This is a genomic window from uncultured Campylobacter sp. (assembly GCF_937921625.1).
Lineage (GTDB): Bacteria > Campylobacterota > Campylobacteria > Campylobacterales > Campylobacteraceae > Campylobacter_B.
Genome location: NZ_CAKZTI010000049.1, coordinates 1 through 26,777, shown reverse-complemented (window position 1 = coordinate 26,777; position 26,777 = coordinate 1). Strand labels below are relative to the sequence as shown.

27 protein-coding genes are annotated in these 26,777 nt (G+C 47.8%); 8 read left to right on the top strand and 19 right to left on the bottom strand.

The features are described from left to right. Positions 1-31: 31 nt before the first annotated feature. The 12 genes from thiF to thiC all read right to left on the bottom strand — a co-directional run bounded on the left by thiF (position 32) and on the right by thiC (position 12,520). Positions 32-826 (bottom strand): sulfur carrier protein ThiS adenylyltransferase ThiF, encoded by a 795-nt coding sequence (gene thiF, locus Q0101_RS08130; RefSeq protein ID WP_297944179.1) that lies wholly within the window; start codon positions 824-826, stop codon positions 32-34. A 282-nt stretch (positions 827-1,108) separates the two neighbouring features. Further along, complete coding sequence (locus Q0101_RS08125; RefSeq protein ID WP_297944176.1) at positions 1,109-1,270, bottom strand: hypothetical protein; 162 nt, start codon at positions 1,268-1,270, stop codon at positions 1,109-1,111. 533 nt (positions 1,271-1,803) lie between these two features. Next, the gene (gene thiS, locus Q0101_RS08120) at positions 1,804-2,007 is read right to left on the bottom strand and encodes a sulfur carrier protein ThiS (RefSeq protein WP_297944174.1); all 204 of its coding nucleotides are present in this window, start codon (positions 2,005-2,007) and stop codon (positions 1,804-1,806) included. After that, the gene (locus Q0101_RS08115) at positions 2,000-3,592 is read right to left on the bottom strand and encodes an ABC-F family ATP-binding cassette domain-containing protein (protein ID WP_297944172.1); all 1,593 of its coding nucleotides are present in this window, start codon (positions 3,590-3,592) and stop codon (positions 2,000-2,002) included. The genes thiS and Q0101_RS08115 overlap by 8 nt, the downstream gene beginning before the upstream one ends. A 209-nt stretch (positions 3,593-3,801) precedes the next feature. Then, positions 3,802-4,929, bottom strand: coding sequence for a cation diffusion facilitator family transporter (locus Q0101_RS08110; RefSeq protein ID WP_297944169.1), 1,128 nt, complete (start codon positions 4,927-4,929; stop codon positions 3,802-3,804). An 18-nt stretch (positions 4,930-4,947) separates the two neighbouring features. Next, positions 4,948-5,334, bottom strand: a complete 387-nt coding sequence (locus Q0101_RS08105) for a hypothetical protein (RefSeq protein WP_297944167.1) — start codon at positions 5,332-5,334, stop codon at positions 4,948-4,950. Positions 5,335-5,448: 114 nt separating this feature from the next. Beyond that, a complete protein-coding gene (locus Q0101_RS08100; RefSeq protein WP_297944165.1) occupies positions 5,449-5,616 on the bottom strand; it encodes a hypothetical protein in 168 nt (55 codons plus the stop codon). Between the two features lie 79 nt (positions 5,617-5,695). Next, positions 5,696-6,889 carry a tetrahydrodipicolinate N-succinyltransferase N-terminal domain-containing protein gene (locus tag Q0101_RS08095; RefSeq protein ID WP_297944162.1) on the bottom strand — a complete coding sequence of 398 codons (1,194 nt, stop codon included), beginning with the start codon at positions 6,887-6,889 and terminating at the stop codon, positions 5,696-5,698. A gap of 152 nt (positions 6,890-7,041) precedes the next feature. Beyond that, the gene (locus Q0101_RS08090) at positions 7,042-8,031 is read right to left on the bottom strand and encodes a hypothetical protein (protein WP_297944160.1); all 990 of its coding nucleotides are present in this window, start codon (positions 8,029-8,031) and stop codon (positions 7,042-7,044) included. Positions 8,032-8,113: 82 nt separating this feature from the next. Then, positions 8,114-9,139 carry a hypothetical protein gene (locus Q0101_RS08085; RefSeq protein WP_297944158.1) on the bottom strand — a complete coding sequence of 342 codons (1,026 nt, stop codon included), beginning with the start codon at positions 9,137-9,139 and terminating at the stop codon, positions 8,114-8,116. Positions 9,140-10,121: 982 nt separating this feature from the next. After that, on the bottom strand, positions 10,122-11,216 hold the full coding sequence (locus Q0101_RS08080; protein WP_297944156.1) for an Mrp/NBP35 family ATP-binding protein: 1,095 nt from the start codon (positions 11,214-11,216) through the stop codon (positions 10,122-10,124). Next, the gene (thiC, locus tag Q0101_RS08075) at positions 11,213-12,520 is read right to left on the bottom strand and encodes a phosphomethylpyrimidine synthase ThiC (protein WP_297944155.1); all 1,308 of its coding nucleotides are present in this window, start codon (positions 12,518-12,520) and stop codon (positions 11,213-11,215) included. Before thiC ends, Q0101_RS08080 begins: the two co-directional genes overlap by 4 nt. Positions 12,521-12,737: 217 nt before the next feature. Between thiC and ispF the strand changes: the two genes are divergently transcribed. The 5 genes from ispF (at position 12,738) to Q0101_RS08050 (ending at position 19,182) form a co-directional block, all read left to right on the top strand. Continuing rightward, on the top strand, positions 12,738-14,060 hold the full coding sequence (gene ispF, locus Q0101_RS08070; protein WP_297944152.1) for a 2-C-methyl-D-erythritol 2,4-cyclodiphosphate synthase: 1,323 nt from the start codon (positions 12,738-12,740) through the stop codon (positions 14,058-14,060). Further along, complete coding sequence (locus Q0101_RS08065) at positions 14,057-14,920, top strand: hypothetical protein (RefSeq protein WP_297944150.1); 864 nt, start codon at positions 14,057-14,059, stop codon at positions 14,918-14,920. Before ispF ends, Q0101_RS08065 begins: the two co-directional genes overlap by 4 nt. Then, a complete protein-coding gene (locus Q0101_RS08060; RefSeq protein ID WP_297944147.1) occupies positions 14,898-16,793 on the top strand; it encodes a hypothetical protein in 1,896 nt (631 codons plus the stop codon). Before Q0101_RS08065 ends, Q0101_RS08060 begins: the two co-directional genes overlap by 23 nt. Before the next feature lie 720 nt (positions 16,794-17,513). After that, the gene (locus Q0101_RS08055; RefSeq protein WP_297944143.1) at positions 17,514-18,050 is read left to right on the top strand and encodes a phosphatidylglycerophosphatase A; all 537 of its coding nucleotides are present in this window, start codon (positions 17,514-17,516) and stop codon (positions 18,048-18,050) included. 424 nt (positions 18,051-18,474) lie between these two features. Continuing rightward, positions 18,475-19,182 carry an alpha/beta hydrolase gene (locus Q0101_RS08050; RefSeq protein ID WP_297944140.1) on the top strand — a complete coding sequence of 236 codons (708 nt, stop codon included), beginning with the start codon at positions 18,475-18,477 and terminating at the stop codon, positions 19,180-19,182. A gap of 464 nt (positions 19,183-19,646) precedes the next feature. Here the strand turns inward: Q0101_RS08050 and Q0101_RS08045 are convergent, their stop codons facing one another. The 3 genes from Q0101_RS08045 to Q0101_RS08035 are packed head-to-tail and all read right to left on the bottom strand — an operon-like array spanning position 19,647 to position 20,604. Then, a complete protein-coding gene (locus Q0101_RS08045) occupies positions 19,647-20,114 on the bottom strand; it encodes a hypothetical protein (protein ID WP_177388005.1) in 468 nt (155 codons plus the stop codon). Further along, a complete protein-coding gene (locus tag Q0101_RS08040; RefSeq protein ID WP_005871317.1) occupies positions 20,111-20,347 on the bottom strand; it encodes a hypothetical protein in 237 nt (78 codons plus the stop codon). Before Q0101_RS08040 ends, Q0101_RS08045 begins: the two co-directional genes overlap by 4 nt. Beyond that, complete coding sequence (locus Q0101_RS08035) at positions 20,344-20,604, bottom strand: hypothetical protein (RefSeq protein WP_177388007.1); 261 nt, start codon at positions 20,602-20,604, stop codon at positions 20,344-20,346. The genes Q0101_RS08040 and Q0101_RS08035 overlap by 4 nt, the downstream gene beginning before the upstream one ends. Positions 20,605-20,673: 69 nt before the next feature. On the opposite strand from Q0101_RS08035, the gene uvrB reads away from it, so the two are divergent. Further along, on the top strand, positions 20,674-22,650 hold the full coding sequence (gene uvrB, locus Q0101_RS08030) for an excinuclease ABC subunit UvrB (RefSeq protein ID WP_297944136.1): 1,977 nt from the start codon (positions 20,674-20,676) through the stop codon (positions 22,648-22,650). 1,348 nt (positions 22,651-23,998) lie between these two features. On the opposite strand, the gene Q0101_RS08025 is transcribed toward uvrB, so the two are convergent. The 3 genes from Q0101_RS08025 to Q0101_RS08015 form a co-directional block, all read right to left on the bottom strand. Beyond that, entirely contained in the window at positions 23,999-24,460 is a 462-nt protein-coding gene (locus Q0101_RS08025; RefSeq protein WP_297944133.1) for a hypothetical protein, read from the bottom strand. A 125-nt stretch (positions 24,461-24,585) separates the two neighbouring features. After that, complete coding sequence (locus Q0101_RS08020) at positions 24,586-24,717, bottom strand: hypothetical protein (RefSeq protein ID WP_297944130.1); 132 nt, start codon at positions 24,715-24,717, stop codon at positions 24,586-24,588. Positions 24,718-24,748: 31 nt separating this feature from the next. Continuing rightward, the gene (locus tag Q0101_RS08015; RefSeq protein ID WP_297944127.1) at positions 24,749-25,024 is read right to left on the bottom strand and encodes a hypothetical protein; all 276 of its coding nucleotides are present in this window, start codon (positions 25,022-25,024) and stop codon (positions 24,749-24,751) included. A 499-nt stretch (positions 25,025-25,523) separates the two neighbouring features. On the opposite strand from Q0101_RS08015, the gene Q0101_RS08010 reads away from it, so the two are divergent. Next, positions 25,524-25,865 (top strand): hypothetical protein, encoded by a 342-nt coding sequence (locus Q0101_RS08010; RefSeq protein ID WP_297944125.1) that lies wholly within the window; start codon positions 25,524-25,526, stop codon positions 25,863-25,865. Between the two features lies 1 nt (position 25,866). Beyond that, the gene (locus Q0101_RS08005; protein WP_297944123.1) at positions 25,867-26,436 is read left to right on the top strand and encodes a hypothetical protein; all 570 of its coding nucleotides are present in this window, start codon (positions 25,867-25,869) and stop codon (positions 26,434-26,436) included. A 131-nt stretch (positions 26,437-26,567) separates the two neighbouring features. Here the strand turns inward: Q0101_RS08005 and Q0101_RS08000 are convergent. After that, positions 26,568-26,777 (bottom strand): DUF711 family protein (locus Q0101_RS08000; RefSeq protein WP_297944121.1); only part of this gene is annotated, 210 nt, incomplete at its 5' end.

Below are 26,777 nucleotides of genomic sequence, written 5' to 3'. Positions count from 1 at the left end.
TTAAAATGCAGGCGCGCGATTAGCGCCAAACTTAGCTCTCTTCGCCTAAAATCAGCCTAAGCGCGACGTTTGCCTGATGTGCGGCGCAGATCGCCACGCGCGGCGCGAGCAGCCCCACGCCTTGAGCTGCGGCGCTTTTGCGGTCGCCGCAGACGAAGACGTTTTTGCCGAGTCGCGTCGTGCGGATCTCGTTGGCGCCGCCGCTACCCGCCATGCCGCTAGCGCAGATCAAAAAGCGATCCGTGCCGCCGAGCGCGTCGAAAATCATCGCCTTTGCCGCCGCGTCGTCGAAGCACTCGCAAATTATACGCTCGTTTTTTAAAATTTCGGCTACGTTTTGCGCGGTAAGTTGCTCGTTTAAGGTTCGCACGCGCACGAACGGGTTTATGCGCGCGATTTTTTCGCGCAGAGCGGCCGTTTTTGGTTTGTAGAGATCGCTGATCTCGTACTGCTGGCGGTTCAGGTTGGTCGGCTCGACGACGTCGAAGTCGATCAAAAAGAGCTCGCCTACGCCCGCGCGCGCAAGTAGGATCGTGACGTTTGAGCCAAGCCCGCCGAGCCCGCAGATCGCCACGCGCGAGCCTTGCAGCGCCTCGTTTACTGAAGGAGCGTTGCGAGCAAACATCAGCGCGCGAAGCTCCTGCGGCGCCAGATCAGCACCACGGGCAAGCAAAAAGAGCTCGTCGCCCGCCTTTAGCTCGCAATTTTGCGTGCTCGCATAGCCGTTTATCACGGCGATCTCGCCGCTAAATTTAACTTCGCGCTTCAGCCCGTCAAGATCGCTTGCGCCCGTTTCGTAAGCTTTGCCGTTTAATTTTATCTGCATTTTGATCCTAAATTTTATCTTTTTGCGCGCCCGAGCCTCGCCGCGCGAGCTTCGACCCTGTGCCTTTTTTGCGTCACGCAAAGCCGAAAATTTTAACGATTCTACGAGCTGTAGCGCGCAATTGCTCGCTTCGCACCATGGCGATTTATACTTAAGACAAATTTGCGCGGTCTTGATGACCGAAGCTCAGCCCACCGCCATGATTGAGCTCAATTAGCCAACGCACCCGCACTTGAGCCTAACGCAAGTGCGCTTTGTCTTGCGACTAGCGAAACGCTACGATCAATCGCGCGTAAACCCGAAGCAAGCCCAATCGATAAAATTTTGACGCCGTATCGTGCGCTTTGTTTTGACCGGCCTTAAGCTTTTTAAATTTATCGCGCCGCCCAAATTTAATCGGCGCAAGCCGCTTTTTTTACCGTGCGCCGCGCAACAAAGTCGCATTCCCGCTCCTTTTTACGTCGCAGTATTGTAACGCGGCATATCGATAGATCTCCGAATCGATCCGTTAATTTTACGCACTGCGGCGTGCCACCGAACGCGGAATTTTATGTTTAATATAAATAGATCACGCGGCACATACCGTGTTTACGAGCTAATTTAGTGCGCTCGCGGGTAAAATTTGCGCGTCGGGTGCCGTTACCGAGCGCGACGCAGCGAAATTTTAAAGCCGTACGCTCAAACTTTACAATACCGATACAAAATTTTAAAACTCCTGCGCTCAGCCGCCGCGGCCTAGCTCACTTTTAAAAATTTAAAGGCTCGCCGCAGGCGCCAGGTTACCGCGGCTTCCTCATAAATTTAAAAACCCAAACGCCGCTATGTCTCCGCGCCGCCGTATCGCTTAAAATTTTAACGACGCGCGCGCAAATTTTAAGCCCCAGCCGCTGTGTTGCCATACCCACTAAAATTTAGCGGCCTCCGCGCGGATTTAAACCTCGGCTGCCGTAATTTTAAAATAATTCAAAGCTCCGACCTCAGCCGCCGCCTACGAACTCAACGATCTCATATTTTTTGCCGCTTGAGATCTGCGTGCGCTCCCACTCCTGCTTTTTTAAAATTTCGCCGTCGCGCTCGAGCGCTACTAGGCGCAGATCGTGTCCGCGCCGGCGCAAAAACTCGCTCACGCTCATATCCTGCGCCAGCTGCAGAGGCTCGCCGTTTACGCAGATCTCAATCATCACTCGCTCCCAAGCTCTCGCGATACTCCTCGTAAGTGCCCCTAAAATCGACGATTTCGGCGTCTCCTTTGAGATGCAAAATTCTATTTGCAAACGCATCGATTAGCTCGCGGTCGTGGCTCACGCAGATCGCGCAGCCCGCGAAGTTATACAGCGCCTCTCCCAGAGCGATGATCGCCTCAAGATCAAGATGGTTGTTGGGCTCATCGAGCACCAACAGGTTCGGGCGTTGTAGCATTAGCTTGCTTAGCATCACGCGGTGTTTCTCGCCGCCGCTTAAGCTGCCCACGCTTTTCTCCTGCTCCGCACCGCTAAAAAGCATACGTCCAAGGCATTTGCGAATTTCATCCAGATCCCTATTCTGCGGGCTTTGTAGATATTCGTAGAGCTTGAGCTCACCTGAAATTTTATTATTCGTATCCTGCGCGAAGTACCCAGGCTCGATCGTAGCGCCCATGTGCACCTTGCCGCGCTGCGGCGCGAGCTCGCCCATGATGATCTTGCAAAGCGTGCTTTTGCCCACGCCGTTTCGCCCGATGATGCCGATCTTATCGCCGTGAGCGAGCTTGAGGTTAAAATTTTTCAGAATCTGAATCTCGCCGAAGCTCATATCCACGCCGTTTAGCTCCAAAATTTCATTTCCGATCTCGCGCGCGGGCTTAAATAAAATGCTAGGCTCCCTGCGCGAAGAGGTCGCAAGCTCGCTAAGATCGAGCTTGTCGAGCTGTTTTTGACGGCTCGTGGCCTGCTTGGCTTTGCTTGCGTTGGCGCTGAAACGAGCGATAAATTTTTCAAGCTCCGCCTTCTCTTTGAGCTTTTTCTCGCGCTCGAACTGCGCCTGCTTGGCGATGAGATTGGATGCGATGAACCAGTCGTCATAATTGCCGCTAAATTCGCGCACTCGCCTAAAATCCACGTCGAGGATGTCCGTGCAGACGCGGTTTAAAAAGTGGCGGTCGTGGCTGATGACTAAGAGCGTGCCCGTGTGGCGATTTAGCTCAAACTCAAGCCAGGAAATGGCGTCGATATCGAGGTTATTGGTCGGCTCGTCCAAAAACAGCACGTCGGGGCGCGGGAAGAGCACCTGCGCGAGCAGAACCTTAAATTTATCGCTCGTCTCGATCTCGCTCATCTTTTTATCGAAATCGTTAATGCCCAACGAGCTTAAAATTTTCTCGATCCGCGTTTCGTATTCGTAGGCGGGGTCCTCCTCCGCACAGATCATCTCAAGCTCGCCGAGGCGCTCGTTTATCTCATCGTTAAACTCGCCCGCTTCGTAAAGCTGCGTCTTTTCGCGCACGGCGTCATAGAGGCGCTTGTTGCCGTAAAGCACGGCGTCTTTGACGCTGAAGCTTTCGAAGGCGAATTGATCCTGCCCCAAAACGCCGATTTTAAGCCCGCTTTCGATCAGAATTTCGCCGCTGCTTGCTTCAATCTGCCCGCTTAAAATTTTAAGTAGCGTCGATTTACCCGCGCCGTTTGCGCCGATGAGACCGTAGCGCCTGCCCTTATCGAGGCTTAAATTTACGTTTTCAAAAAGCAGCTGTTTACCGAAGCGCATCGTTAGATCTTTGATTTCAACCATATTTTTCCTTTTAAATTTCTCTTTGCGTTGCCTTGCGCGCGGGCTTCTGCTAAGTTTTGCGCACAAATTTCATCTCGCGGTTTATTGCATCTTTTACGCCGCGGCAAACCGCGATAAATTTCTCCTATTGTAGCTTAAAATTCTGAAATTTCGCCGAAGAGGTGCGAGCCGGCGCGATTAAATTTAAACCGCTAGAGCAATTTAAAATTTTAACCGCTGTAGTCGCTATCGCGAGTGATGATGAGCGTGTAGTTCGGATACGCGGCGCGTACCTGCTTGCAGACCGCGCGAAACGTCGCCTCCATGTCGGGCGCTGCGAAATCGACGATAACGTCGAAGCTGATCGAGTGTTTTGGCTCGTCGAGATAAAATCCATGTATCTGCGAGACGAACTCATGCGAAAACGCCATCTGCTTGATATGCTCGTAGATCTCGGCAGCGCGCGGATCGTTTTTGTTAAACGCGTAAATTCCTACGGTGTCTAGGATGATATTAAATTTCGCAAAAACGGCGTTTTGGATGCGGCGCGTAAGAGCGTCGATCTGCGCCGCGGTCGTGTCACTCGCGACCTCGATATGCACCGAACCTACCATTTTATCGGGCCCGTAGTCATGAAACATCAGATCGTATGCGCCGATGACGCCCTCAAAGCCGCGCACGACGTCGTAAATTTCATTCGTAAGCTCCAAGCTCGGGCGCGAGCCCAAAAGCTTGCTGATCGTATCGCGTAGAATTTCATACGCCGTTTTGATTAGAAGCGCCGAAATTATCGCGCCCAGATACGCCTCCAAGCTCAGCCCGAAAATAAGCGAAATTAAAGCCGCTACGAGGGTGGCTAGCGATACGAGCGCATCGTATTTGGCGTCCACGCCGCTAGCGATGAGCGAGTCGGAGTTTACGCGCTCGCCCGTCTTTTGCGTATAAAGCCCTAGGCTAAATTTCGCCGCGACCGCCACGGCGATGATGACGAGCGAAACCGCATTATAATTCGCCGCTTGCGGATGAATGATCTTTTTGATCGATTCGACGAGCGAGACGCCGCCGGTGTAGAGGATGATGACGGCGATTACGATCGCGCTTAGATACTCAATCCTGCCGTGCCCGAAGGGGTGCGCGCGATCGGGCTGCTTGCTAGCAAGATGTACGCCCACGATCGTAATGACGGATGAAAGTGCGTCGCTTAGGTTGTTTACGGCATCAAGCACGATCGCGATCGAGCCCGAAATCAGCCCCACGACGCCCTTAAATGCCGCTAAAATTACATTTGAAATGATACCGATCGCACCGGTGCGAATGATGATTTTATCCCTGCTATACGCCGCTTGAGGCACTTCCATTATCTCTCCTTTGAAATTTTACTCTAAGCCGCAATCGCTGCGCGTGTAGGTCAGATCGGCGATTTTTTCGCCGCTTTGCAGAAATTGTCGCACGCCTATGCGTTTTAGACCGCCCGCTTTCATCGTCGCGCAAACGTCCTTTTGCCTATCGGCGCGCAAAACTCTCTCAAAATTTTGCTTGATCTTGGGATCTACTTTATCCCAAATTACGTTTTTTAGGGTCATGGAAACTATAAATTTATCGCCCTCGCACGTAGCCGTGCCCAACTTTATATCTTCAGTCTCTGGGTGGCTGCGCCCATTTACGGCATCCGCCAAAACCTTGCAGCGCTCGGCATCGGCATCTCCCGCAAGCGCCGCGCTGCAGATAAATATGCCGAACAGGACGAGTATAAATTTTTCCATTTTAACCTCCTTATTTTATTTGAAATCTATCATATTCAAATTTTAAATTCAATCTATTTTTTGAAATTTAAAGACCTATTTGCGCGGCGCAAATCCGCGAGCCGCCAAAATTACTTACGTTAAAATAGCGGCGTAAATTCCATAAATCACCGCTAGAAATTTTCTAAATCGCGGCAAAAATTCTTTAAATTTTGCGCGAAATTCTATGAGCGGAAATTTCGCGGCGGATCGCATATACTCGCTCGAAGCGGCGCGCAGCGAGATCGTCCGTATCTTTTTCAAACTCGCCGTTTAAGTTATAGATTTAACACAGCTTTGAAAAGCTCCAGCCAATCCGCGCCCGCCGTTTAAATTTATAAATTTAATGCAGTTCCGCGTTGAGTTTGATCGCGCGCTTGCTAACGCTTGCCGTAATCTGCCCGCTTTGGCTGTTTTGTCGGAAGTGCAGTCCGCTAAGCCTGGCAAGCTCAAGCCCTTTATAAATTTCACGATCGAACGCAAAGCCTGGATTTAGCGCTGCTAGCGCCTCGCGATCCTTTTGCGCGATGAAAACTTTCGTGCCCTCAAGTATCGCGATGCCGGCATCCACGATGCAGCGGTCGCCTAGCGGAATGCCTGTGACGGAGTTTGCGCCCAGCAAGCAGTGCTTGCCGATGCTCACGGCATTGCCGTTGGTGCCGCTTAACACGCCCAAAATCGATGCGCCGCCGCCTATGTCGCTGCCCTCGCCCACGACGACCGAGCTGCTGACACGCCCCTCGATCATAACACTGCCGATCGTGCCTGCGTTGAAATTCACATACGCAGCGCCCGGCATCACGGTCGTACCCGCGGAGATATGCGCACCCAAACGCACCTTCGCGTCATCTAAAATCCGCACGTTTTGCGGCGGTACGACGTGACTTAGATAGCGCGGAAATTTATCGACGCTGATTATGCGTGGATAGCGGCCTTGCATTTTTAAATGGATTTCGTTTTCACGCAGCCACCAAAGCTCGATCGGGCGAGCGTTTTCATCCCACGCGACGTTCGGAAGCACACTAAATGCGCCGTCTAGATTGAGCGTGCGCGGCTCGCAGAGATTTAGCGAAAGCGCATAAAGCTTAAGATAGACGCTCTCGACGCTTTTTGGCGCGGCATCCTCAAAGATAAAACTAGCGCAAAAGCTCGCGTGCTCGTCCGATTTCATCGCCTCTTTAACCGCAAGCAGCACCTGCAGATTTTTGTGCGCGCCCTCTTTGGCGTCTGGCTGTAGAAATTTTAAAGTCTCGATCGCCTTTTTTAGGGCTTTATGCGTTAGCGGAAGGACGCACTCACTACCGCTAAAATCCACGACATCGCCACACTCGGCTAGAGCATGGATTAGCACTGCTGCGCTTGTTAGCCCATCTTTAAAATTTACGTGCGCGTAATTTACGCTTAGGCTTTTGTGCCCCTCTGCACACCCCTTAAATACGCGCCCGACCGCCCACATGATCGGATCGCGATAGCCCTTTTTGGCGCGAACTTTATCCGCAAAAGCCTGAAGCTCGCTTAGGCTTTTAATCTCTTTCATATTTAATCCTTAATCGCAAAATTGCGCGGGAGTATATCTAAATTTAATTTAAAAGGGGATTTGAAAAGGCGCATGAATGGAATTTAAAAGCGAAAACACGCGTTTTTAAATTCTTGATTATTTTGCTTTAGATTGTTTGGTTTCTTGTAGTTTTATTTCGGAACACTTGCTTTAGTATCTTTTTTAACTCTGGTAATAATCCTAACATCTTCGCTAGGGACTTTCTTTCTTATAGTTTTAATGCAAGAATCGCCGACATCGCCGCAATTTCTATCCGTGCGATTAAATTCTACATAAGCATATTTGCCGTCATCGAAAATTAGTTTACCAGGAACGGATCCGTTTTTATCTTTTAGATAAATTTCAACATGATCGGAAGCTAAATCTATAGATTTAAAAAATTCCTTATATATATCAATCCATATGATAGGGAATATTAGCATAGAAATAAGCAAGATTAGAAATACAACCATACTAATTGCTATAAAAAGTCTTTTTATACTTATAGCTTGGCATACAATGAGAAATATCCCCACCCCTAATCCTGTAAAGGAAAGGCTTAACTCCACAAAAGAAATATTTAGTCTACGATAACAAAAATACCCAAATAATAATGTACATATAATTGCCGATACCATAAAAAGTATTTTTATATCTTTACAATCTTTAAGTACTGATGATATATACATAACATAAAATATTATTGCAAGTATCGCAAAGAAAGTCGTAAAAGAATTGTCATTATGCCCAAAATAACAACCTATAAAAAATACAACAATTACAAGAAATATATTTATAAAGATGTAGAGGGAACCACTATCGTGCCACTTATATAAAAGACACCTATCAACATTAGGGTTGGATTGCGTTATGCGCATACAAGCACCCAAAATAAAGAATCCGTATGCACATATTAAAATTATAACTGCATAAATACCTGCAAGTAAAAAAATCCATATATTACTTACATTAAAAATTTCGTAACTAAAAAATCTGTTACCCCTCATATAAGTAATCACAAAAGTAAAGCCTGCAATAATGGAAAGTATAAGTGCTATTGAAAAAATTAATTTTAAAGTAACTGAAATTCCCTCATAAATTTCTTTTAGCTTATCAAAAATGCTTTTAAGACTTTTAGGCATCTACTTCTCCCATAAAATACAAATCAATCAAAAAATTATATAAAATTTTACTCATTTTTTCCTCCAAATTTTAAATTTCATCCTATCTAAACACATCATCCATCGGCGTGCTTTCGCATTTCTTGCGGTCCGCTTCTACAGAGAGCAGGCGAGCTTTGCTTTCGTCTAAAATTTTCGGAGTAATAACAAGCCCCGGCAGATCTAAGGAATTTACGGCGTGCTTGCCGGCAAACGCCCCCAGGCCTCTGCCAAATATCCCGTTTACGCGCCCGTTCATATCATAAATCTCGCTGCCGTCGCAGTGAAAGACATTGCCGGAGATGCACTCGCATTTAAGCCCATCCGCAGCCTCTGTGTATCTGTAGTCCTCGACGTAAAGCGCACCGCTTACGCCACGGACGCTACTTATGGGGTTGTAAATTAACACGGCTAGAATTTCGTTATTTTGAGGATTTGAGATCTCCCACTCCACGGCGCGATATGAGCTAAGCAGCAACACGATAGGCTTATCGGATTTGGCTAAATTTAGCTTGACGCGATTATTCATCTGCGCGCTTTCGTAGATCGCGCCGAGCCACAGATCGTAGTCCTTATCCGCAGGGATCTTGGCTACGGCGTCCTTTTGACGATAAAAGGGCTCTACATCTTTAAAATCCACGAAAAGCTCGCTGGAATGCGCGTCATTTAAAAACCACGCTTCGATCTTGTGCTTGCCCTTGCTAAATTTATACGTAAGCGGGCGCTTTTGATTGCTAGATGTTCCGCCTAGCACGTCCGTGCCATCCACGGCGATGACCAGCGTGGACCAGCCGTAATCTCCTAGCACCATCTTTTCGATATCGGCGTCAAAATTAAACTCGCCGACCCAATACGCCATAAGATTTGGAGACGGGATTTCATGAAAGGAATTTCCTTCATAATTGACGCTGATGCGATCGACATTTTCGGAGAAAACCACTTTCTTAGGCTCATCTTTATTCAGATAAAACGCCAAAAACTTATCCTGCGGGATCTGCGCGTCCGCGGTAATCTCTTTCGCCCATTTTTGCATATTGCTCTCTTGCGCGAACGCCGCAAATGTAAGCACCAAAATAATCAAAAACCTCATTACCGACCTTTCTTATTTCGTATAAAAGTAAAATCCCTAAACCTAAAAGCCCTAGGCTTAGGGATTTTGCCGCCTTGGCTCCACAGCTTATACGAATAAAATTCCAACTGCTTAAATTTCAGCTGCGCGAGAAATTTACTTCCGCGACCGCTACAGATAAAATTCCATCCCAAATAAACTCTACAGAGGCTTTCGCAGATAAGCTCCACCGCCATAAAGCCCAGCGAAATAAAATTTAAACCAGTGCAATGCTGTGGCTACCGCTAAAAAGCTAGGCGCGATAAAATTTCAAGCCTAAAATTCATATTTTAAAGCCCCGCCTTAAAATTTTAAAACAGAGCTTTAGCGATAAAATTTCATGTTTTAAAATTCTGCGGCAAAGCTTTATGCTTAAAATTTTACATTTGAAAACTCCAAAGCGGAATTCTACGGCAAATTTTACCTCGCTGAATTGCGCGTTTAGAATTTAACTTCCGCCGTAAAATTTCACGCTTAGAATTTTATCTAAAATCTCACGCAACGAAGCTTGGGTAAAATTCTAGCTCGAAATTTCAAACTACGAAATTTCGTTTGCCCAAATTTTGCGAGCGCTATAAATTTGCTCAAAATCAAAGCGGAATTTCAAGCTATAAAATTTAGTATGAAATCCCGTGCTACGAAACTTTACACGAAATTCTATACACAAAAATTTTACTGACGCCGTAAAATTACTTCAAAATTTCGTGGCGAAATTTTAACGCAGAATTTCGAGCTACAAAATTCAGCGTGAAATTCCAAGCCGCAAAACCCGCGTGAAATTTTGCCCGCGAAATTTACGGGCAAAATTTTATGACGGATTTGCATACCGAAATTTTACGAGCACTATAAAATTTGCAGCAAAATTAGGCGTGAAATTCCAAAGTATAAAATTCCGCGTTGAATTTCAATCTGCAAAATTCAAGAGAAATTCCGCGCTAAATTTGACGACGCGTCCGCCAAAGTCCTAATTCGAGCAGGCGCTCTTGCCGTCCATCACCGGCTGGATTGCGGAGTTATCCGCCAGCTCCTCGCGGTCGATCTTCTCGATCTTCTCCCACAGCTTGCGCGCGGCATCTTCGTAGCGCTTCGCGCTTAAAGAATCGGGCGCATAGAAGCTTACCGGCTTGCCGCTGTCGCCGCCCTCGCGGATAGCGATCTCGATCGGGATCTCGCCGATTACCTCGGTGTTGTATCGCTGCGCCAGCTTTTGCGCGCCGCCGCGACCGAAGATATCGTACTCCTTGCCGTTATCGGGGCAGACGAAGCCGCTCATATTCTCGATAAGGCCTGCGATCGGGATGTGGAGCTTTTCGAACATATCAAGCCCGCGCGCGCTATCGTCCAGTGCGACCGTCTGCGGCGTCGTGACGCACACGCCCGCCGTCACCGGCACGCTCTGAGCGAGCGTAAGCTGCGCATCGCCCGTGCCTGGAGGCATATCCAAAAACAGCACGTCCAGATCGCTCCACGCCACGTCTTTTAGCAGCTGCTCGATCGCTTTCATTATCATCGAGCCGCGCCAGATGAGGCTCGCGCCCTCTTCCATCAGCACGCCCATGCTCATCATCTCCACGCCGTGGCTTAAGATCGGCTTTAGCTTCTGCCCCACGACGCTTGCTTGCGTCTTATCCTCCCCCAGCATTCGCGGCAAATTCGGTCCGTAAATATCGGCATCCAAAATCCCCACTCTCTTGCCGAGCTTTGCCGTGCTGATGGCTAAATTTAGCGTCGTCGTGCTCTTGCCTACGCCGCCCTTGCCGCTGCTGATCATCACGAAATGCTTGATCTGCGGCGCGATATTTTTGCCGCTGCGAGAGTTGCTCTTTTCCTCGGCGATCTTGGGCTGTTTGATTAAAATTTCGGCATCCGCCCCTAGCGCCTTTTGCACCGCCGATCTGAGCTCTGCTGCGATCTCCGGCTTGGCGCTGGGGATTTCGATCCCTACGAAAATTCTATCGCCGATCTCGACCTCTTTTACAAATCCAAAATCCACGATGCTTTTAGAAAAGCCCGGATAGATCACGCTTTTAAGCAAATTTAAGACTTCGTCTTTACTCATTCTTTCTCCTTATTTTCGGTTAAATTTCTACTGATTTTATATGCGCAAAATTTCGGTCCGCACATCGAGCAAAACTCCGCGCCTTTGTAAATTTCATCGCCCAAGCTCTCGTCGTGCAGTTCGCGCGCATGCGCAGGATCGAAGCTAAGCTCAAACTGCCTGTTCCAATCAAAATTATACCTCGCATCGCTCATCGCGTGATCGCGCTCTATCGCGCCCGCTTTGCCTAGCGCGACGTCCGCGGCGTGAGCGGCGATTTTGTGCGCGATGATGCCCTCTCTGACGTCTTTTGCATTGGGAAGCCCCAGATGCTCCTTCGGCGTTACGTAGCAGAGCATGCTGGCGCCGCAATACGCAGCCATCGTCCCGCCGATAGCCGAACTGATGTGATCGTAGCCCGCGCCGATGTCGGTCGGAAGCGGCCCCAGCACGTAAAACGGCGCGTCGCGGCAGAGCTTGCGCTCTAGCTGCATATTAAGCTCGATCTCATTAAACGGAATGTGTCCCGGACCCTCGATCATCACCTGCACATTTTTTTCATTCGCGCGCAGGGCTAGCTCGCCTAAAATTTCAAGCTCGTTAAGCTGCGCCCTATCGGTCGCGTCGTATAAGCAACCCGGGCGCAAGCCGTCGCCTAGAGATAGCGATACGTCGTAGGCGGCGCAGATATCGCAAATTTCATCAAACGCTTCGTAGAAGGGGTTTTGCTTGTGAAATTTCATCATCCACGACGCTATTAGCGAGCCGCCTCTGCTTACGATGCCCATCTTGCGACGGGATAGCAGCGGCATAAACTCGAGCTTAAAGCCCGCGTGGATCGTGAAATAATCCACTCCCTGCCGCGCCTGCTTCTCGATCGCGTTAAGAATAGCGCTCGTTTTTAAATTTTTAATATCGCCCAGCTCATGGATCATCTGATAGATCGGCACCGTGCCTATGGGTACGGGCGAGCGCTCGATTATCGCGGCGCGGATCTCGTCAAGATCGCCGCCCGTACTCAGATCCATCACCGTATCGGCGCCGTACTTTAAGCAAGCCTCAAGCTTTTCCAGCTCGCCCTCGATATCGCTCGTCGTGCCCGAAGAGCCGATGTTTGCGTTGATCTTGCACCGCAGCGCGCGCCCGATACCGATGGGTTTTAGGCTTTTATGATTAACGTTTGCGGGGATGATCGCTCTTCCTTGCGCGATCAGATCACACAAGGCCCGCACGTCCATGCGCTCGCTTTGCGCGACCTCTCTCATCTGCGGCGTCGGCTCGCCTTTTTTTGCAAAATAGATCTGTGATACGCAGCTTTCGGTCATTTTCGCCTCGCTTCTTAAAAATGCGCGTATAATATAACAAATTTCATTAATCCTTACTTTTCTTTTGCCGTTTATTTTCGTAACGCAGGATGAAATTTTACCGCCGCGCCGTGTAAATTTACGCCTAAGATTAAGATATTTCAGTGCGCAAGCCGCGATTAATTTTGCTTTCATTTTTAATACGTATAATTTCGTAACAAAATTTCAAGGATAAAATTTGAAAGATATATCGCTGATTTTGCTCGCTGCGGGCGATTCGAGCAGGTTTGGTCTCCCCGTCAAAAAGCAGTGGCTGCGCGTAGGCGAGCTGCCGCTTTGGCAATACGTCGCGCAAAATATCGCGCGGGCGCACCCATTTAAAAAAATCATAATCGCCGTAAACGAGGAGGACGTGAGCTATTGCGAGCGCCTTTATGCGTGCAGCTTGGCCTCTGAGCGCAGAGGAAGTGCAGAGTGCGACACGAGCGAGTATAAATTTCAAAGCGAGCAGGACGAGGTCGAATGCGGCGCAGACGATCTAAACGACGCAAGCAAGCCGCGGGGCGCGGAAAATTTTAAAGCTCAAGTCGAATGCGGTGCAGATGAATGCGGCTCTGCAAATTTAAAATTTCACTTCGCCCCCGGCGGCGCAAATCGCCAAAGCTCGCTAAAAAACGCGCTGCGGCTCGTAGAGAGCGAGCTCGTGCTCGTAAGCGACGTAGCCCGCGCGCAAATTTCGCCAGGGCTGATCTCCTCGCTGATACGAAATTTAGGCAGCGCGGACTGTATCAGCCCCTATCTTGGCGTAAACGACACGACCTATCTCGGCGAGCGCATTGTGGAGCGAGAGGAGCTGCGCCTCATCCAAACGCCGCAGCTTTCGCGCACGGCGCTACTTAAAAAGGCGCTTGAAGGAAGCGAAATTTTTACCGACGACAGCGCAGCAGTCGGTAGCGCGGGCGGACGGTTGGAGTTTATAAAAGGCGAAGTGGGCGCGCTTAAGATCACGCGCGCAAGCGATCTGGCGGCGCTAAATTTAAAACCCTGCTCGCACGATATCTTTTGCGGTACGGGTTACGACGTGCATGCGCTTGAAAAAGGCGCGGGCATCGTGCTCGGCGGCGTACAGATCCCGTGCGAATTCGCGCTGATCGCGCACAGCGACGGCGACGTAGCAATCCACGCCCTAATCGACGCTATTTGCGGCGCAGCGATGCTGGGCGACATCGGCGAACTTTTCCCCGATAGCGACGTCAAATTTAAAGGTGCGGATAGCAAGGAACTGTTACGAAAGGTAATGCGGCGCGTCAGAGGCTACGGCTACGAGCTCGTAAACGCCGATATTACGATCATCGCGCAACGCCCGAAGATCGGCGCCTACAAAGCACAGATACAAGAGATTTTAAGCGAAATTTTAAACTGTGCCCGCGTCAATGTCAAAGCGACTACGACCGAAGGGCTGGGATTTACAGGCAGAAGCGAAGGCATCGCCGCGCAGGCTGCGGTGAGTTTGAAATTTTACGACTGGCAAAAGTACGCAGCAAAGGCGCAGGACGTATGAAAATTTTAATAATCGAGAGCGAAAGCTATCTTGCTCAAAGTATCGCAAACAAACTCGGCGCGCTGGGGCATGAATGCACTAACGCGGCGAGTTTGGCGACCGCGGCGGGCCTTACGGAGGAGTTTGAGGCGGTGCTGCTCTCTACGAGCTGGAGCGGCGCGAGCTTTTATCCGCTGATCGAGAAATTTAGGCGCTCGATCATAATTTTGATGGTCGCTTACGTCGATAGCGAAACGGTGCTAAACCCCGTAAAAGCGGGCGCGACGGATTATATCCAAAAGCCTTTTATGATAGAGGAGCTCATCAAAAAGATCGAGCATTACGCGCAGTTTCGCTCGCTAAAATCGCAAAACGAAGCCTACGAGGCGCTGCTTAAAGAGGCCTCCCTTTTGTGCGAGATACCGCCCGCGCGTTTAGCGCAGATAAAATTCCCGCTTCTTTTGCGCGGTGATGCGGCAGCGCGGGCTGCGGCGGTATTTAAGATCGCGCTTGCGCTAAAATCGCGCCTTAAAATTCTATCCGCACAAGGCCCTGAGCTGCTAGAACGCGGCGCGGAGATTTTTTACGCACCAGATTTCGATAGCCTAAGCGGCGCGCAGAAGGAAAAATTTATAAGCAAAACCAAATCCATGCGCCTAATTGCCGGATCCATCGGCGCGCAAAAGGGCTTTAACGACGAAATTACGCTTGGCAGCAGCAAAGAACGCAGTGAAATTTTAAGCATCGAAGAATACGTAAAGCTCACGATCGTAGCGCACCAAGACGAGTATTTCGACTCCGATCTGGCGGCGGCACTTGGGATTTCTCGAAAATCGCTTTGGGAGAAAAGGAAAAAATATGGCATCGCAAGAAAAAAATAGCCGCGCGCGCTCGGCATGGATCGCAGACGGGACAGAAATTTCACGCGATACCGGCAATTTAAACGAAATAAAACCGCTTGAAAGCGAAGGGATTTCAAGCGGCACAAAACCTCTAAACATCGCAAAAGCTTCGAGTGACGCGGCGCAGAATTTAGAAGCGAAGCAAAATTTAAAAGCATCACAGAACTCAAAAGCAAAGCGTGATTTAAAAACAATGCGGAATTTAAAAATGTCAAAAGCTAGTAATGCCAGAAAAGACGAGGCGCGAGCTAAGGACGCGGCAAGAAATTTAAAAGCAGAGCAAGTCGGAAGCGAGAGCAAAGGCACAAATAATGGCGCAACGCAAATCCGCAAGATAGTGATCTCGCGCTCCGACCTAAACGTCTTGAGCCTGCTCGCAAACGGCGCTTTCGGCAAGAGCTGCGAGCTACTGCGCCCAAGCAAGCTTAGCGTATGCGGCATAAATTTCGTTTTTTCTTGCGCGGACGCAAAAAAGGGCGATATTTTAGAGCTTTATCTCCGCAAGGACGGCATAGCCGAACGCGCCAAAAATTCGCTTAGCGGCGAAAGTGGTGCGTATTTGCTAGCTAAAGAATCGCGCAACTTGCAGGATGGAGTTTCTGCCGCGGCGCAAAACGAGCAGAGTTTTGCGAAAAGCGGCACGGATTTTGCGCGCACTGCAAGTGCGCAAAGCGCTATAAACGCCACAAGCGAGGGCTTAGACCATATAGAAAGCCTTGCCGCGTGCCATGATCAAACTTTTACTCGCAGCACAGATGTAAAATCTGCAAACAACGCCGCTTTGGATTCGGAGAAAAGCTCCAGTGAAAAATCTGCGGTAAATTCCGCGCAGAGCTTTGCCGAAAATTCCGCACTCAATCGCGTTTGCAGCACAGATACAAAATCCGTAGCAAATTCGGTGGGAAATTTTATCTCAAATTCCACTGAAAATTTCATCAAAAATCCCGCTTCTTGCGAGCTTGTAGCGCGCATAGACGTTAGCGACGTTTATGCCCCAAGCGCAAGCGAGGTCGCAGACTCGGTGTTTCAAAACGCGTACGCAGAGCAAACTGCGGTGCAGGGGCGCATCACGCTGCTAAAAAATGGTCTTGCAGAGCAAATCGCGCGCATAAAAAAAGTCGCAAGCTCGCTTGCCGCGCCTAAAATTTCAGCGTTTTTTACCTGCGCCGATCCGATCCACCGCGTGCATGAGCGGCTGATTAGGCATATGATCGATAAGGCGGATTTCGTGGTGATTTTTTTAACCGGCACGAGCAGCGCGGATGCCCTGCCCTACGAGCTACGCAAAAAAACGCTAAGCTATTTACTGCAGAATTTTTTGGTCGCGCAACGCGCTATGATGATCGATCTGGGCTCGCTTGCAATTTTTGACGACAAGCCTGCCCTGCAGTGCGCGATCGCGAAAAATTTAGGTATAAACAAAATAATTTTTGGGCAAAATCACGCAAATATGGAGCTATTTTTCGAAGGTGGCGGCGTGCATTCGGTGCTGGACGAGTATCAAAAGCGCGGCGAAATCGAGATTTTGCTTATGCCGGAATACGTCTATTGCGAGAAGTGCAAGGTGCTCGTAAGCACCAAAAACTGCCCTCACGGCGCTCATCATCACGTGCATTACCGCGCGCAAAATCTCAAGGCTCTGCTGCGCGCGGGGATTTTGCCACCCGCAATTTTTATGCGCAAGGAAATCTCGGCGATGATTTTAAGCGAGCTTTTTCCCGCGCGGTTTTCAGATCTGCAAAAGCTCTACGACGAGCTTTTTCCAAACAGCGGGATCTTGCAGAGCCACGGCGAGAGCGAGTTTTACGAACAGCTGATGCAGCTGTACCAAACCAGCGCGCTAAAGACGTAGCGTTTGAGGGCGCAACGCAAAAATGATGTGGAATTTGCGGCATCTAGGCAGAGGGTAAAATTTCGTGGCGTTAGAATTTACGGCGGCTAGACGTAAAGTAAAATTTCATAGTGCGGAAAGAAAGGACTGCACGGAATTTTATAGCATAAAGAGCGGCGAATGCAGATTTGGCGTAAAATTTTGTGGCGCAACGAAGCTAAATTTTTAAAGCATTAACAGCGCGATAAAACGAGCTTTAAATTTTAAAGACTCGGCTTCGTAGCAAATTTATAACGACGCAATAAAATCATGCGACGAAGCGGATTTAAAATTTTAAGGCGCGGCATATGCGTAATTAGCAGTGTAGCGGATCTAAATTTTAAGTTTTCGGCAAGCGAGCTTAAAATTTTAAAATTAAGCGGTTGCTGCGAGTTACAGCGCAAAACTCGGATGCAGCGCAATGACTGCTCGCTCGCGCAAAATGCCGTGCGTTTGCGGACGGGTTTGAAATCTCCACGCAGGCGAGCAAAATTTTAAAATTTTAAAATTCATACGTTAGTGAGCGAAATTTTTGTGACGAGCGGGTAGAACTGATTTCGTGCGGGTGGGCAAATTAATTTTACATGCACGAACGAAATTTAAAATTTCTGTACGTGGGCGAATTTAAAATTTTCGCGCGAGCAGATGCTCTAATTAAAATAAGCGGTAAAATTTTAAAAAGCAAAATTTAAAAGGACAATTATGGATAAAATTTTCGTTACATTTTTCGGCGCGGGGCTGCTAAAGCCCGCGCCCGGCACCTGGGGCAGCATCGCAGGCTGGATAGCGGGGCTGGCGGTCTTGATGCTCGCGGGCGAGGTGACGCTGTTTTTGTGCGCCGGCCTCGTCTTTTTCGTCTCGCTTAAGATCGTAGGCGATTACGAGAAGCGGACCTGCTCGCACGATAACAGCGAGATCGTCATCGACGAAGTCGTGGGGGTGTGGATCGCGATGTGCGTCGCAGCGCCCGTGGGCGAGATCTTTTCGCTGCCGCTGCCGGAGCTGATCGCAGGCTTTGAGAGCAGCAGGATATCGATCGTCGCGATGATTTTGGCACTGCTGTTTTTCAGGGCGTTTGACATCCGCAAGCCATCGATCATCGGGCGCGTGGATCGCGACGTACCAGGCGGGCTCGGCGTGATGCTGGATGACGTGCTGGCGGGCTTTTTCGCGGGGCTTGGGGTTTTGATAGTTATCTCTTTAGGGGTCAAGTTCGGCGCCGCGGGATTGATTTTTTAAGCTTTTTGGATGTGCTCATGGCAAACACAGCGCGATTACGAGCACTATCAAGCACCGAAATTTTAAAAACCGTATCCTGAGCGCGGCTTATGAAATTAGTGCAAATTTTAACTTCTGAGGCGTGAGCCCGCTTGAAATTTAAAATTTAAGCGGTATTTATTCGCGACTCGCGTAACCTGCAGAATTCTAAGACATAAAAATTTAATTGCTCTGCAAGAATCAAAATTATGCCGCTTAAAATTTTGTGCGGCTAAATTTAAAACAAAGCGGCAGGTACAGCTCGCGCGTAAAATTTTAAAATTTATCGCTAATCGCAGGCAGTCTAGCAGGGCGTGCTATTAAATTTTCAGCAATATTTATGGTTTTGCTTGTAGCATTGCCGCAAAATGCGGGTATCGACGCAAAAAATTTAAAGGAACGAAAAATGCAAAAGAGCGCGATTGAGATACGTGGCGTTCCCGCCGCCATTTGGGGGAGCCGCTCGAAAAAGGTTTATATCTACGCTCATGGGCAGTACGGAAGCAAAGATGATGCGGAGTTTTTGGCTTCCGTCGTTTGCGAGCAAGGCCGGCAGGTTATTAGCTTTGACTTGCCCGGACACGGACAGAGGCGGCACGAGCCCGCTTCTTGCGATCCGCGGCGCGCTATTTTGGAATTTCGCGAAATTTTATCGTATGCAAAGAAGCGCTGGGGCGAGGTCGCGCTATTTGCCGTTAGCCTAGGGGCATGGCTCGGCCTGCAAAGCTTCCGCGACGAAAAGCTTAGCGACTGCCTCTTCATCTCGCCGATACTTGATATGAAATACGTTATTTCAAATATTATGCGTAGGGCTGGCGTCAGCGAGGAGCGATTGAAGCAAGAGCGGATGATTTTGACCCCTGTCTGGCAACCGCTTTTTTGGGAATATTGGAGTTTTGTTTTGAACAATCCGATCACAAAATGGGAAACGCCCAGTAGAATTCTATATGCAGAAAACGACGATATGACGCCTCTTTACATCGTCAAAAATTTTGCGCAGAAGTTCGACTGCGACTTAAGCGTTATGAAAAACGGCGAGCATTGGTTCCATACACCGCAGCAGCTAGATTATTTGCGTAGTTGGATCAAATCGGCGGTTGAGAATCGGCGATAAAAATTATGTGAAAAATTTAAAACCCGCGCCGATGAAATTCCGCGCACTTTTAGAGTGCGAATTTCATGAATTTAAGATAATCTTGATATTTTGCTTTAATACGCTTGTTTTATAAGGCACTTTTCGTAAATCTCAGCTCGCATCGCGTCACGCGAGGGGCATAGCTTCAAAGCACCCATTTCATAAATTTAACCGCAATAGCATAAATCATGACCGATATGAATTACAAACTAAAATATGATTAAAATTTAGCCGATAAGCTGTCAATATAAATGTAAAAATGCCAATTTTAAAGCTAAATTTTAAAAAATACCTATAAAGATGAATTCTTGAAATATTAGCATGTTTTTGGCACGAGGTGCGAGCCGCGATGTACGGCTTATCGCACTTCACTAGCACTATCGCGCTCATGCTACACATACGCTTTATGAATCCATAGCAGTCGCGCGATTAAATTTTAAAAATTATTTGCCTATCCTAAAGCCATTTAACTTCATATAGGTCGTATCTTTATGAAATGCTTCGCATCGCTCCCTGTTGCGATTGATATTCGAGGTCTCGAAAAAATATCCATCACTATCTTGACGTAAGGTGATCGTCGCGCAAAAGATCATATCGTTTTTGAGTTTCGGTCCTACGCCGTAATCAAAGGATTGATTTAAAGTGACGGTTTTTTCTAGATCACTATCACTAAACTGTCTGGAGCCCGTCATGCTCTTTAGCTCGCGAAAATTTCCTTGATTTAAGTAGTCGCGTTGTATATCTTTAAATACGCCTTCAAGCTCGACTGCATAAGCTTTCACTAAAACCTCATCCTTAGCACCGCTTAATTTAGGATATATTATTTTTACTATCACGAAGATTATAATAGCTAAAAATATTATCCCGCTTACGCCGCCGCCTACTGCCGCACCTTTTCTCATTTTCATCATTTTACTCCTTCGTCGATGTCTTTTACCAAGGCATCTATTTTTTTATTAAGCATAAAATTTTCATAGCTTTTTTGGATATAGGCTTCAAGTAGTTCGCCCGCATCCAGATGATCGCTGCCGCGAGTTAAAATCCGCCAGTCCCTACCGAAGACCTTCGCAAAGTCATCATCCAGGCTTATCGCGTATTTTTTCGTCAAAGACTTACTCGTCAGCTGAACCGAAATTTCTTTCATTTCTCGCCTAAATTATCGCCTGCCAAAATATCGTCGATCTGCTTACTTAGATCCTCATCGCTCATCTTACGATACGCCAGATCATTTTCTAGCGTGCCAAGCTGCATTCCCAAAGCCTCGTTTTGCGCCTTGACCGTCGCTAGCTCTGTGCGTAGCTTTTCGTTTTCGTCTCTAGCTTCGCTATAGCGTCTAATCAGCTCAGCTACTTTATTGCTTAAGCCCTCGACCTTTTTCTCTTCGTCAAAGATTGATTCCATTATTTCGCCTTTTCTGATATAATTTAAATAAAAATATTACCCAATTTTGGCTTTAAAAAAGGAAAAATTTTGCAAAATTTTAAAATCGAGAGCAAATTCTCTCCGAGCGAGGATCAAGAAAAAGCGATCGAAGGCATCGTCGCGGGCTTTCAAAGCGGCAACAAATACCAAACTCTTCTCGGCGTTACCGGCTCGGGTAAGACTTTCAGCATGGCAAATATCATCAAGCGCCTCGGAATTCCCGCGCTCGTAATGACGCATAATAAATCTCTCGCGGCGCAGCTTTATAGCGAATTTAAGGGCTTTTTCCCGCAAAATCACGTCGAGTATTTCATCAGCTACTACGATTACTATCAGCCCGAGGCCTACATCCCCAGGCAGGATCTTTTCATCGAAAAGGACAGCGACGTAAACCAAGAGCTCGAGCGCTTGCGGCTAAGCGCCACTGCAAGCCTGCTGAGCTTTGATGATGTCATCACCGTAGCGTCGGTTTCGGCAAACTACGGCCTGGGCGATCCCGCCGAATATAAAGGCATGGTGCTGTTTTTTGAGATCGGATCAAAATTTAGCACTAAATTTTTACTTCGCAAGCTCGTCGATATGGGCTACAAACGCAACGACGATTTTTTTGATCGCGGGAATTTTCGCGTAAACGGCGACGTGATCGACATCTATCCCGCGTATTTTAACGACGAGGCATTTAGGATCGAGTTTTTCGGCGACGAGATAGAGGCGATGTATCATCTAGACGTGCTCGAAAACAAAAAGACGCAGAGCGTCAAAAAATTTATCCTTTATCCGACGAGCCAGTTCATCGTGGGCGAGCAGCGCCTGAAATCAACGATTAAAGGGATCGAGGAGGAGCTTGAGCAGAGGTTGAAATTTTTCGAGGACGCGGGCAAGCTCGTAGAGGCGCAGCGGCTGAAAGGGCGAGTGGAGTTTGATCTTGAGATGCTGGGCGCTACGGGGATGTGCAAGGGGATCGAAAACTACGCGCGCTATCTGACCGGCCAAAAGCCGGGCGAGACGCCCTATTCGCTCTTTGATTATTACGAGAGCAAGGGCAAGGACTATCTCGTCATCGTCGACGAAAGCCACGTGAGCCTGCCGCAGTTTCGCGGTATGTTTGCAGGAGATCGCAGCCGTAAGGAGACGCTCGTGCAGTACGGCTTCCGCCTGCCATCAGCACTTGATAACCGTCCGCTGATGTTTGATGAGTTTATCAACAAAAAAGCTAAATTTCTATTCGTCTCCGCAACGCCAAATGATTACGAGCTGGATCTTAGCCGCGGAGCCGTATATGAGCAGATACTGCGCCCGACGGGACTACTCGATCCGCAGATTATCTTAAAAGACAGCGACAACCAGGTCGAAATTTTACACGATATGGCAAAGGAGGTCATCGCGCGCGGCGAGCGGATCTTAGTGACCGTGCTAACCAAAAAGATGGCGGAGGAGCTGAGCAAATACTATCTAGAGCTTGGGCTTAAGGTCAAATATATGCACTCGGACATCGATGCGATTGAGCGCAACGAGCTCATCCGCGGCCTACGCAGCGGCGAATACGATATGCTAATCGGTATAAATTTGCTCCGCGAGGGGCTCGATCTGCCCGAAGTAAGCCTTATCGCGATCATGGATGCCGATAAGGAGGGCTTTTTGCGTTCGCGCACGAGCCTAATTCAGACGATGGGGCGAGCCGCGCGAAACGTGCATGGGCAGGTCGTGATGTTTTGCAAAAAGATCACCGCTTCGATGCAAGAGGCGATCGACATCACCCAAAAGCGCCGTAAATTTCAAGATGAATACAACCGCGCCCACGGCATAACCCCGCATTCTGCGAGCCGCAATATCGAGAATAGCCTAAAGATCGAGGACGGCACCGAAATTTTAAGAAAGGGTGCCAATTTAGAGAAGATGCCTGCCGCCGAGCGCGCCAAGATCGTAAAGGAGCTCCGCAAGCAGATGCTCGAAGCCGCAGCCGCTCTGGAGTTTGAAAAGGCCGCGGCGCTACGCGATGAGATCGCGAAGCTTAGGAAGCTGTAAATCGCGAGACTCGAAACGCCGTGAAATTTCGTCGTGAAATTTGAGCGTTAAATTCCACCTGGCGGAGCATAAAATTTGCGCGCGTACACAGAGCGAAATTCACGCGCCAAATGCCGTCAGACAGAGCATGAAATTTGCGCGATCTGCGCGCTAAATGCTGCGAGATAGAGTGTTAATTTGGGCGTGATGCGAGACGGCGAATTTTGAAATTTAATCATTAAATTTAAATAATTCGCGCAGGAATGCCGCACGGTGAAATTTTAAAATTTACTAGTTTGAAGTGGGATGTTGCGAGAGCGGTTTTAAGATTTGTTCGTTAAATTTAAGATAGTTTGCGCGCGAAATTTATACATCATTTTTCTCGTTTTCTCGCTAAATTTGCGCTCCGCGCCGTTGTCATCGCATACGCCCGATCCACAATTTGCGAGCCAAATTTACCCGCGCTTAAAATTTAAGCTTTCAGCTTGCTTCGATCTCAAATTTTACTCGGCGGCGCTTGCGCGGCGATCTGCTTCATAAATTTCAAAAAAGACCGCCAAGAGCTTTAAAAATTTCACGGGCAAGCTCTGCAAGCAGAATTTTATAGAATTTTAAAAAGTGTAAATTTTGCGGCAAAATTTTATAAAATTTCAAGGAGCGCAAAATTTCGCTGCGCGCCTCTTTGCTTACGGCGCTTTTTGATTCGCGTTCTGCGCGCCAAATCGCTAAATTCGCGGTGCGCGTCCCGTCCTTTCCTAGACGCCCGATCCGTAAATATATGCGCCGAGCTTTTTGCTCTCGTCGACTTCCTTATCCACAAATCCGCGCACCGAGCTTTTTGTTTCAACTCGCTTTCGATCCGCAATTTGCGAGCCCGATTTGCGGCAGCCCGCACTACCCCACTCTATACCGCCGCGCGCCTTTACGCTTTTTTTGTATCTCTCCGCACCTATCTTCGACTTTTCCCCGCGCGCGCCCTGCGTTAAATTCTATAGCTTCGCTCGCTCAATCCGTAGCGGCTATGAGCGGACATGCGCCCAGACGCCAAGTTTGCGCACGCTTTTTACTCGCCGTTGCGCGCGGATACTTTCAAAATTTTACGCAGAATTCCGACAAGCCTGCACCTAAATTTGCGCCGCCGTCATAAACGCTCGCTTTTAAGAGCACGAACGAAGTATTTGCACGGCGCGGGAAATGAAATTTAGACGCTATCTTGTCAAAGCGTATCTTAGCCGCTGCAGTGCGCCACAAAATTTCAAAACGACAACAAGCCGCGATTAAATTTACCTGAGGGAGCGCGCCATTGTGCGCCGATTTGCGCGCTGCGTAAATTTTAAAATCGCCTCTAAATTTAAAATTTTATCCGCGGTTAATACTCTCTGCTAAGCTCTAAATTTTCCACGCGCAGCGGTCTTTCGCCCTCGAAAATCACCCCGATGCCGAAAGGATCGCAAATATCAAGCGCGCCCTCGGCAAACCTCATCAACCACTGCGTATCGCGCGCGTAAAACGTGCATTGCGGAAGCTCAAACGGCAGATCGCAAACGGGCGCGTCAAGCAGCCTAAGCTCATCCTCGCCCAAACGACACTCGCGCCTAAGCTCGTCTCGCAGGAAGGCGAGGGCGTCTTTTACGTACCGATCGATGTCTCGGGCGATGCGCTGCGCGAGCAAGATCGTCTCATCGTCCACATCCGCCGTATCTGCAGACACGAGGCAAAACGGCACCTCACCGAAGCTTTCACTTTTTAGCTTCAGCTCCGCGTACCAAATGAAGCCCTCGTCCGTCGCGACCTTTTCAAGCTCGCCAAATTTCCAAGCCATTTTTTGCATTTTATTTCCGCCTCATATTTTCGCGTCGTCTTTTAAAATTTTGACGCTGCGCCTGTTTTGCGCGCTGTATTTAATCCGCGCCGAAAGAATTTGGCTCGCTTCTTAGGCTGGCAGGCACAAAAGCGCTAAGCGATCTTTTTCATCCGAAGCCACGCGAACAAAAATGCCGCAGGCGCTGCAAAGTCCATCAGCACGGATATGCGCGAGCCGCCCTCAGAGATGACGGACAGTATGCCGCCCGCGAATGAAACCCCCACGGCGATCAGAAATAGCGCGTTTTGCGTGTCTTTATACAGCCTGTAGTATAAGCCTAGCGATGAAAAACAGAACCGCCAGCGCGCCGATAATCGTAAGGGCGCGATTTTGCAATATCGAAGCAACCGCATAGGCAATCGCGGTGATAATTATAAATTTTACGTTGGAAACGGTATCGCTGCCCGCAAGCTCGGAGATACCTTTCGCCGCGCGATAAAGAAGGATGAGCGAGCCCAGGCCCAGGCACGCCCTGATGCTAAATAGCCCCTCGCCGCCCGGTAGGTGCTCCGCAAGCGCAGAAATCAGCATAAGCGCCGCCGATATGATGCCGAAGCGCTTTGCGTCTGCGAGCCTGCCTTGATTGAAGGGGTTTCACATACCGCCGAAGCCTCCGCCCATGCTACCCGAACCGCCTAAACCGCCGCCAGAGCTTTTGAAACCTCCTTGCATTTTGCCTCCTTATTCGCGCGATTGCGCTTAGAAAATACTTACTGCAAATTTTACTGCAAGCATTTTAAATTTCATTTTTTATAAGAAACACATAGTGTCTTTTATATGCTCGAGGACATCTGAACAATAAACATTCATCATTCACATATTCTACATCATAAAACAAAGGCCACAAAAAAACTCAAGCAATTGCTATGATTCGTGCTTTTCAAAATAATTTTTTATTTTCTACTAAAATTTCAAGTAAAGATTTTTTAAAATATTCTACCATTATCTAAATTTTACCGATACTTTATTGACATGATCTTTTTCTTTTTGCTAAAATCATACTTATTAAATTTTAAGCAAAGGGCGAATCGTGGCGTATTTCTTATTAAAAACGTATGATACAGAGAAGGCAAAGTCCCTAAATATTTTAGAACATATATCTTGGCAACAATATCATAGTAAATTTAAGCTAAATGATATCGTATTCATCTACCTGATAGCTGAAGAAAAATTTGACTGTGCTGCTGAAATTGTGAGTATTGAAAAAGAAGCTAAAAAATGCCATTTACTTAAACTTTTTGACATTAAAAACAATGATGTAATTATGGATAATAAATCTAAAATTCCAGCCATGGTTTCTCATAGTTCAAAAATTTTATTGAGAGAAAATAATCAACAGTTAATTAAGCTATTACTAGAAAATAAGGCGTGATATGAAAAAATATCTATTTCCCATATTTATAGCATTTTTCTTTTCCGGTTGTAGCGATACAGATGAAATAGTTAGAGAAGCGAATCAAAGGTCACAAGCGGAAATTGACAGATTGGTCGCTATAAATAAAAGGCAAGAACAAAAGTTAGAACGAATAAAGAAGGCATATTATAAGAAATTTAATCCACCAAACTACTGCCTATTGGTATATACGCTAAAAAATATAAAAACAAATGAAATTTCTACAAAATATATAACAGATCAAAATATAAATGACTATGTTACATTAAGATCAAAAATGATCGGCGATGTTTATGAAGATGAAAAACAAATTTTAGATATTGATTGTATATGTGCTATGGGGTTGTATTTTCTAAAAGATATAAAAGACAATACTATTTGGCCGTATTTGGTTTCTGATGTTAGTAAACCTGAGCTTGGGATGATCACACCAAGCACACCGGTGGCTATAAAACTAATAGAAATGGAAAAATATGACACGATAGAAATACCAGTGCTAGATAAAAAATATCAGTTAATTGATAAAATTTTACAAATACCTAAATTTTAGGTATCAAATTCCTATTTCAAACAAGCACTTTGCACCGTCCATCATTTGGCATACTTTTTATTTTACCACACGATCAAATTTAAGTCCCCATACCCATAGCCCGCCGTAAGTCATCGCAGGCTATGAGAATTTTAATTCTTAAAACTATGAATAGGTGCTGGTATCTGGCCGCCGCGAGCAATGAAGTCCGCCGATGAGTTTTTATTTACGCTCATCACGGGCGCGCTGCCGAGCAGGCCGCCAAATTCCAGCGTATCGCCCTCTTTGCCTTTGGGGATGATGCGCACGGCGGTCGTTTTTTGATTTATCACGCCGATCGCGGCCTCGTCGGCTATGATCGC

Coding starts and splice junctions, on each gene's coding strand:
- Q0101_RS08125 (WP_297944176.1), bottom strand. CDS start 1,270: ATGCGACTTTGTTGCGCGGCGCACGGTAAAAAAAGCGGCTTGCGCCGA.
- Q0101_RS08015 (WP_297944127.1), bottom strand. CDS start 25,024: ATGCTGATTTCTGCGCTTGCGGAGCACCTACCGGGCGGCGAGGGGCTA.
- Q0101_RS08025 (WP_297944133.1), bottom strand. CDS start 24,460: ATGCAAAAAATGGCTTGGAAATTTGGCGAGCTTGAAAAGGTCGCGACG.
- thiF (WP_297944179.1), bottom strand. CDS start 826: ATGCAGATAAAATTAAACGGCAAAGCTTACGAAACGGGCGCAAGCGAT.
- Q0101_RS08105 (WP_297944167.1), bottom strand. CDS start 5,334: ATGGAAAAATTTATACTCGTCCTGTTCGGCATATTTATCTGCAGCGCG.
- Q0101_RS08050 (WP_297944140.1), top strand. CDS start 18,475: ATGCAAAAGAGCGCGATTGAGATACGTGGCGTTCCCGCCGCCATTTGG.
- Q0101_RS08065 (WP_297944150.1), top strand. CDS start 14,057: ATGAAAATTTTAATAATCGAGAGCGAAAGCTATCTTGCTCAAAGTATC.
- Q0101_RS08060 (WP_297944147.1), top strand. CDS start 14,898: ATGGCATCGCAAGAAAAAAATAGCCGCGCGCGCTCGGCATGGATCGCA.
- Q0101_RS08095 (WP_297944162.1), bottom strand. CDS start 6,889: ATGAAAGAGATTAAAAGCCTAAGCGAGCTTCAGGCTTTTGCGGATAAA.
- thiS (WP_297944174.1), bottom strand. CDS start 2,007: ATGATTGAGATCTGCGTAAACGGCGAGCCTCTGCAGCTGGCGCAGGAT.
- Q0101_RS08005 (WP_297944123.1), top strand. CDS start 25,867: ATGAAAAAATATCTATTTCCCATATTTATAGCATTTTTCTTTTCCGGT.
- Q0101_RS08090 (WP_297944160.1), bottom strand. CDS start 8,031: ATGCCTAAAAGTCTTAAAAGCATTTTTGATAAGCTAAAAGAAATTTAT.
- Q0101_RS08080 (WP_297944156.1), bottom strand. CDS start 11,216: ATGAGTAAAGACGAAGTCTTAAATTTGCTTAAAAGCGTGATCTATCCG.
- Q0101_RS08045 (WP_177388005.1), bottom strand. CDS start 20,114: ATGATGAAAATGAGAAAAGGTGCGGCAGTAGGCGGCGGCGTAAGCGGG.
- Q0101_RS08110 (WP_297944169.1), bottom strand. CDS start 4,929: ATGGAAGTGCCTCAAGCGGCGTATAGCAGGGATAAAATCATCATTCGC.
- Q0101_RS08085 (WP_297944158.1), bottom strand. CDS start 9,139: ATGAGGTTTTTGATTATTTTGGTGCTTACATTTGCGGCGTTCGCGCAA.
- Q0101_RS08040 (WP_005871317.1), bottom strand. CDS start 20,347: ATGAAAGAAATTTCGGTTCAGCTGACGAGTAAGTCTTTGACGAAAAAA.
- Q0101_RS08115 (WP_297944172.1), bottom strand. CDS start 3,592: ATGGTTGAAATCAAAGATCTAACGATGCGCTTCGGTAAACAGCTGCTT.
- Q0101_RS08035 (WP_177388007.1), bottom strand. CDS start 20,604: ATGGAATCAATCTTTGACGAAGAGAAAAAGGTCGAGGGCTTAAGCAAT.
- thiC (WP_297944155.1), bottom strand. CDS start 12,520: ATGACCGAAAGCTGCGTATCACAGATCTATTTTGCAAAAAAAGGCGAG.
- Q0101_RS08055 (WP_297944143.1), top strand. CDS start 17,514: ATGGATAAAATTTTCGTTACATTTTTCGGCGCGGGGCTGCTAAAGCCC.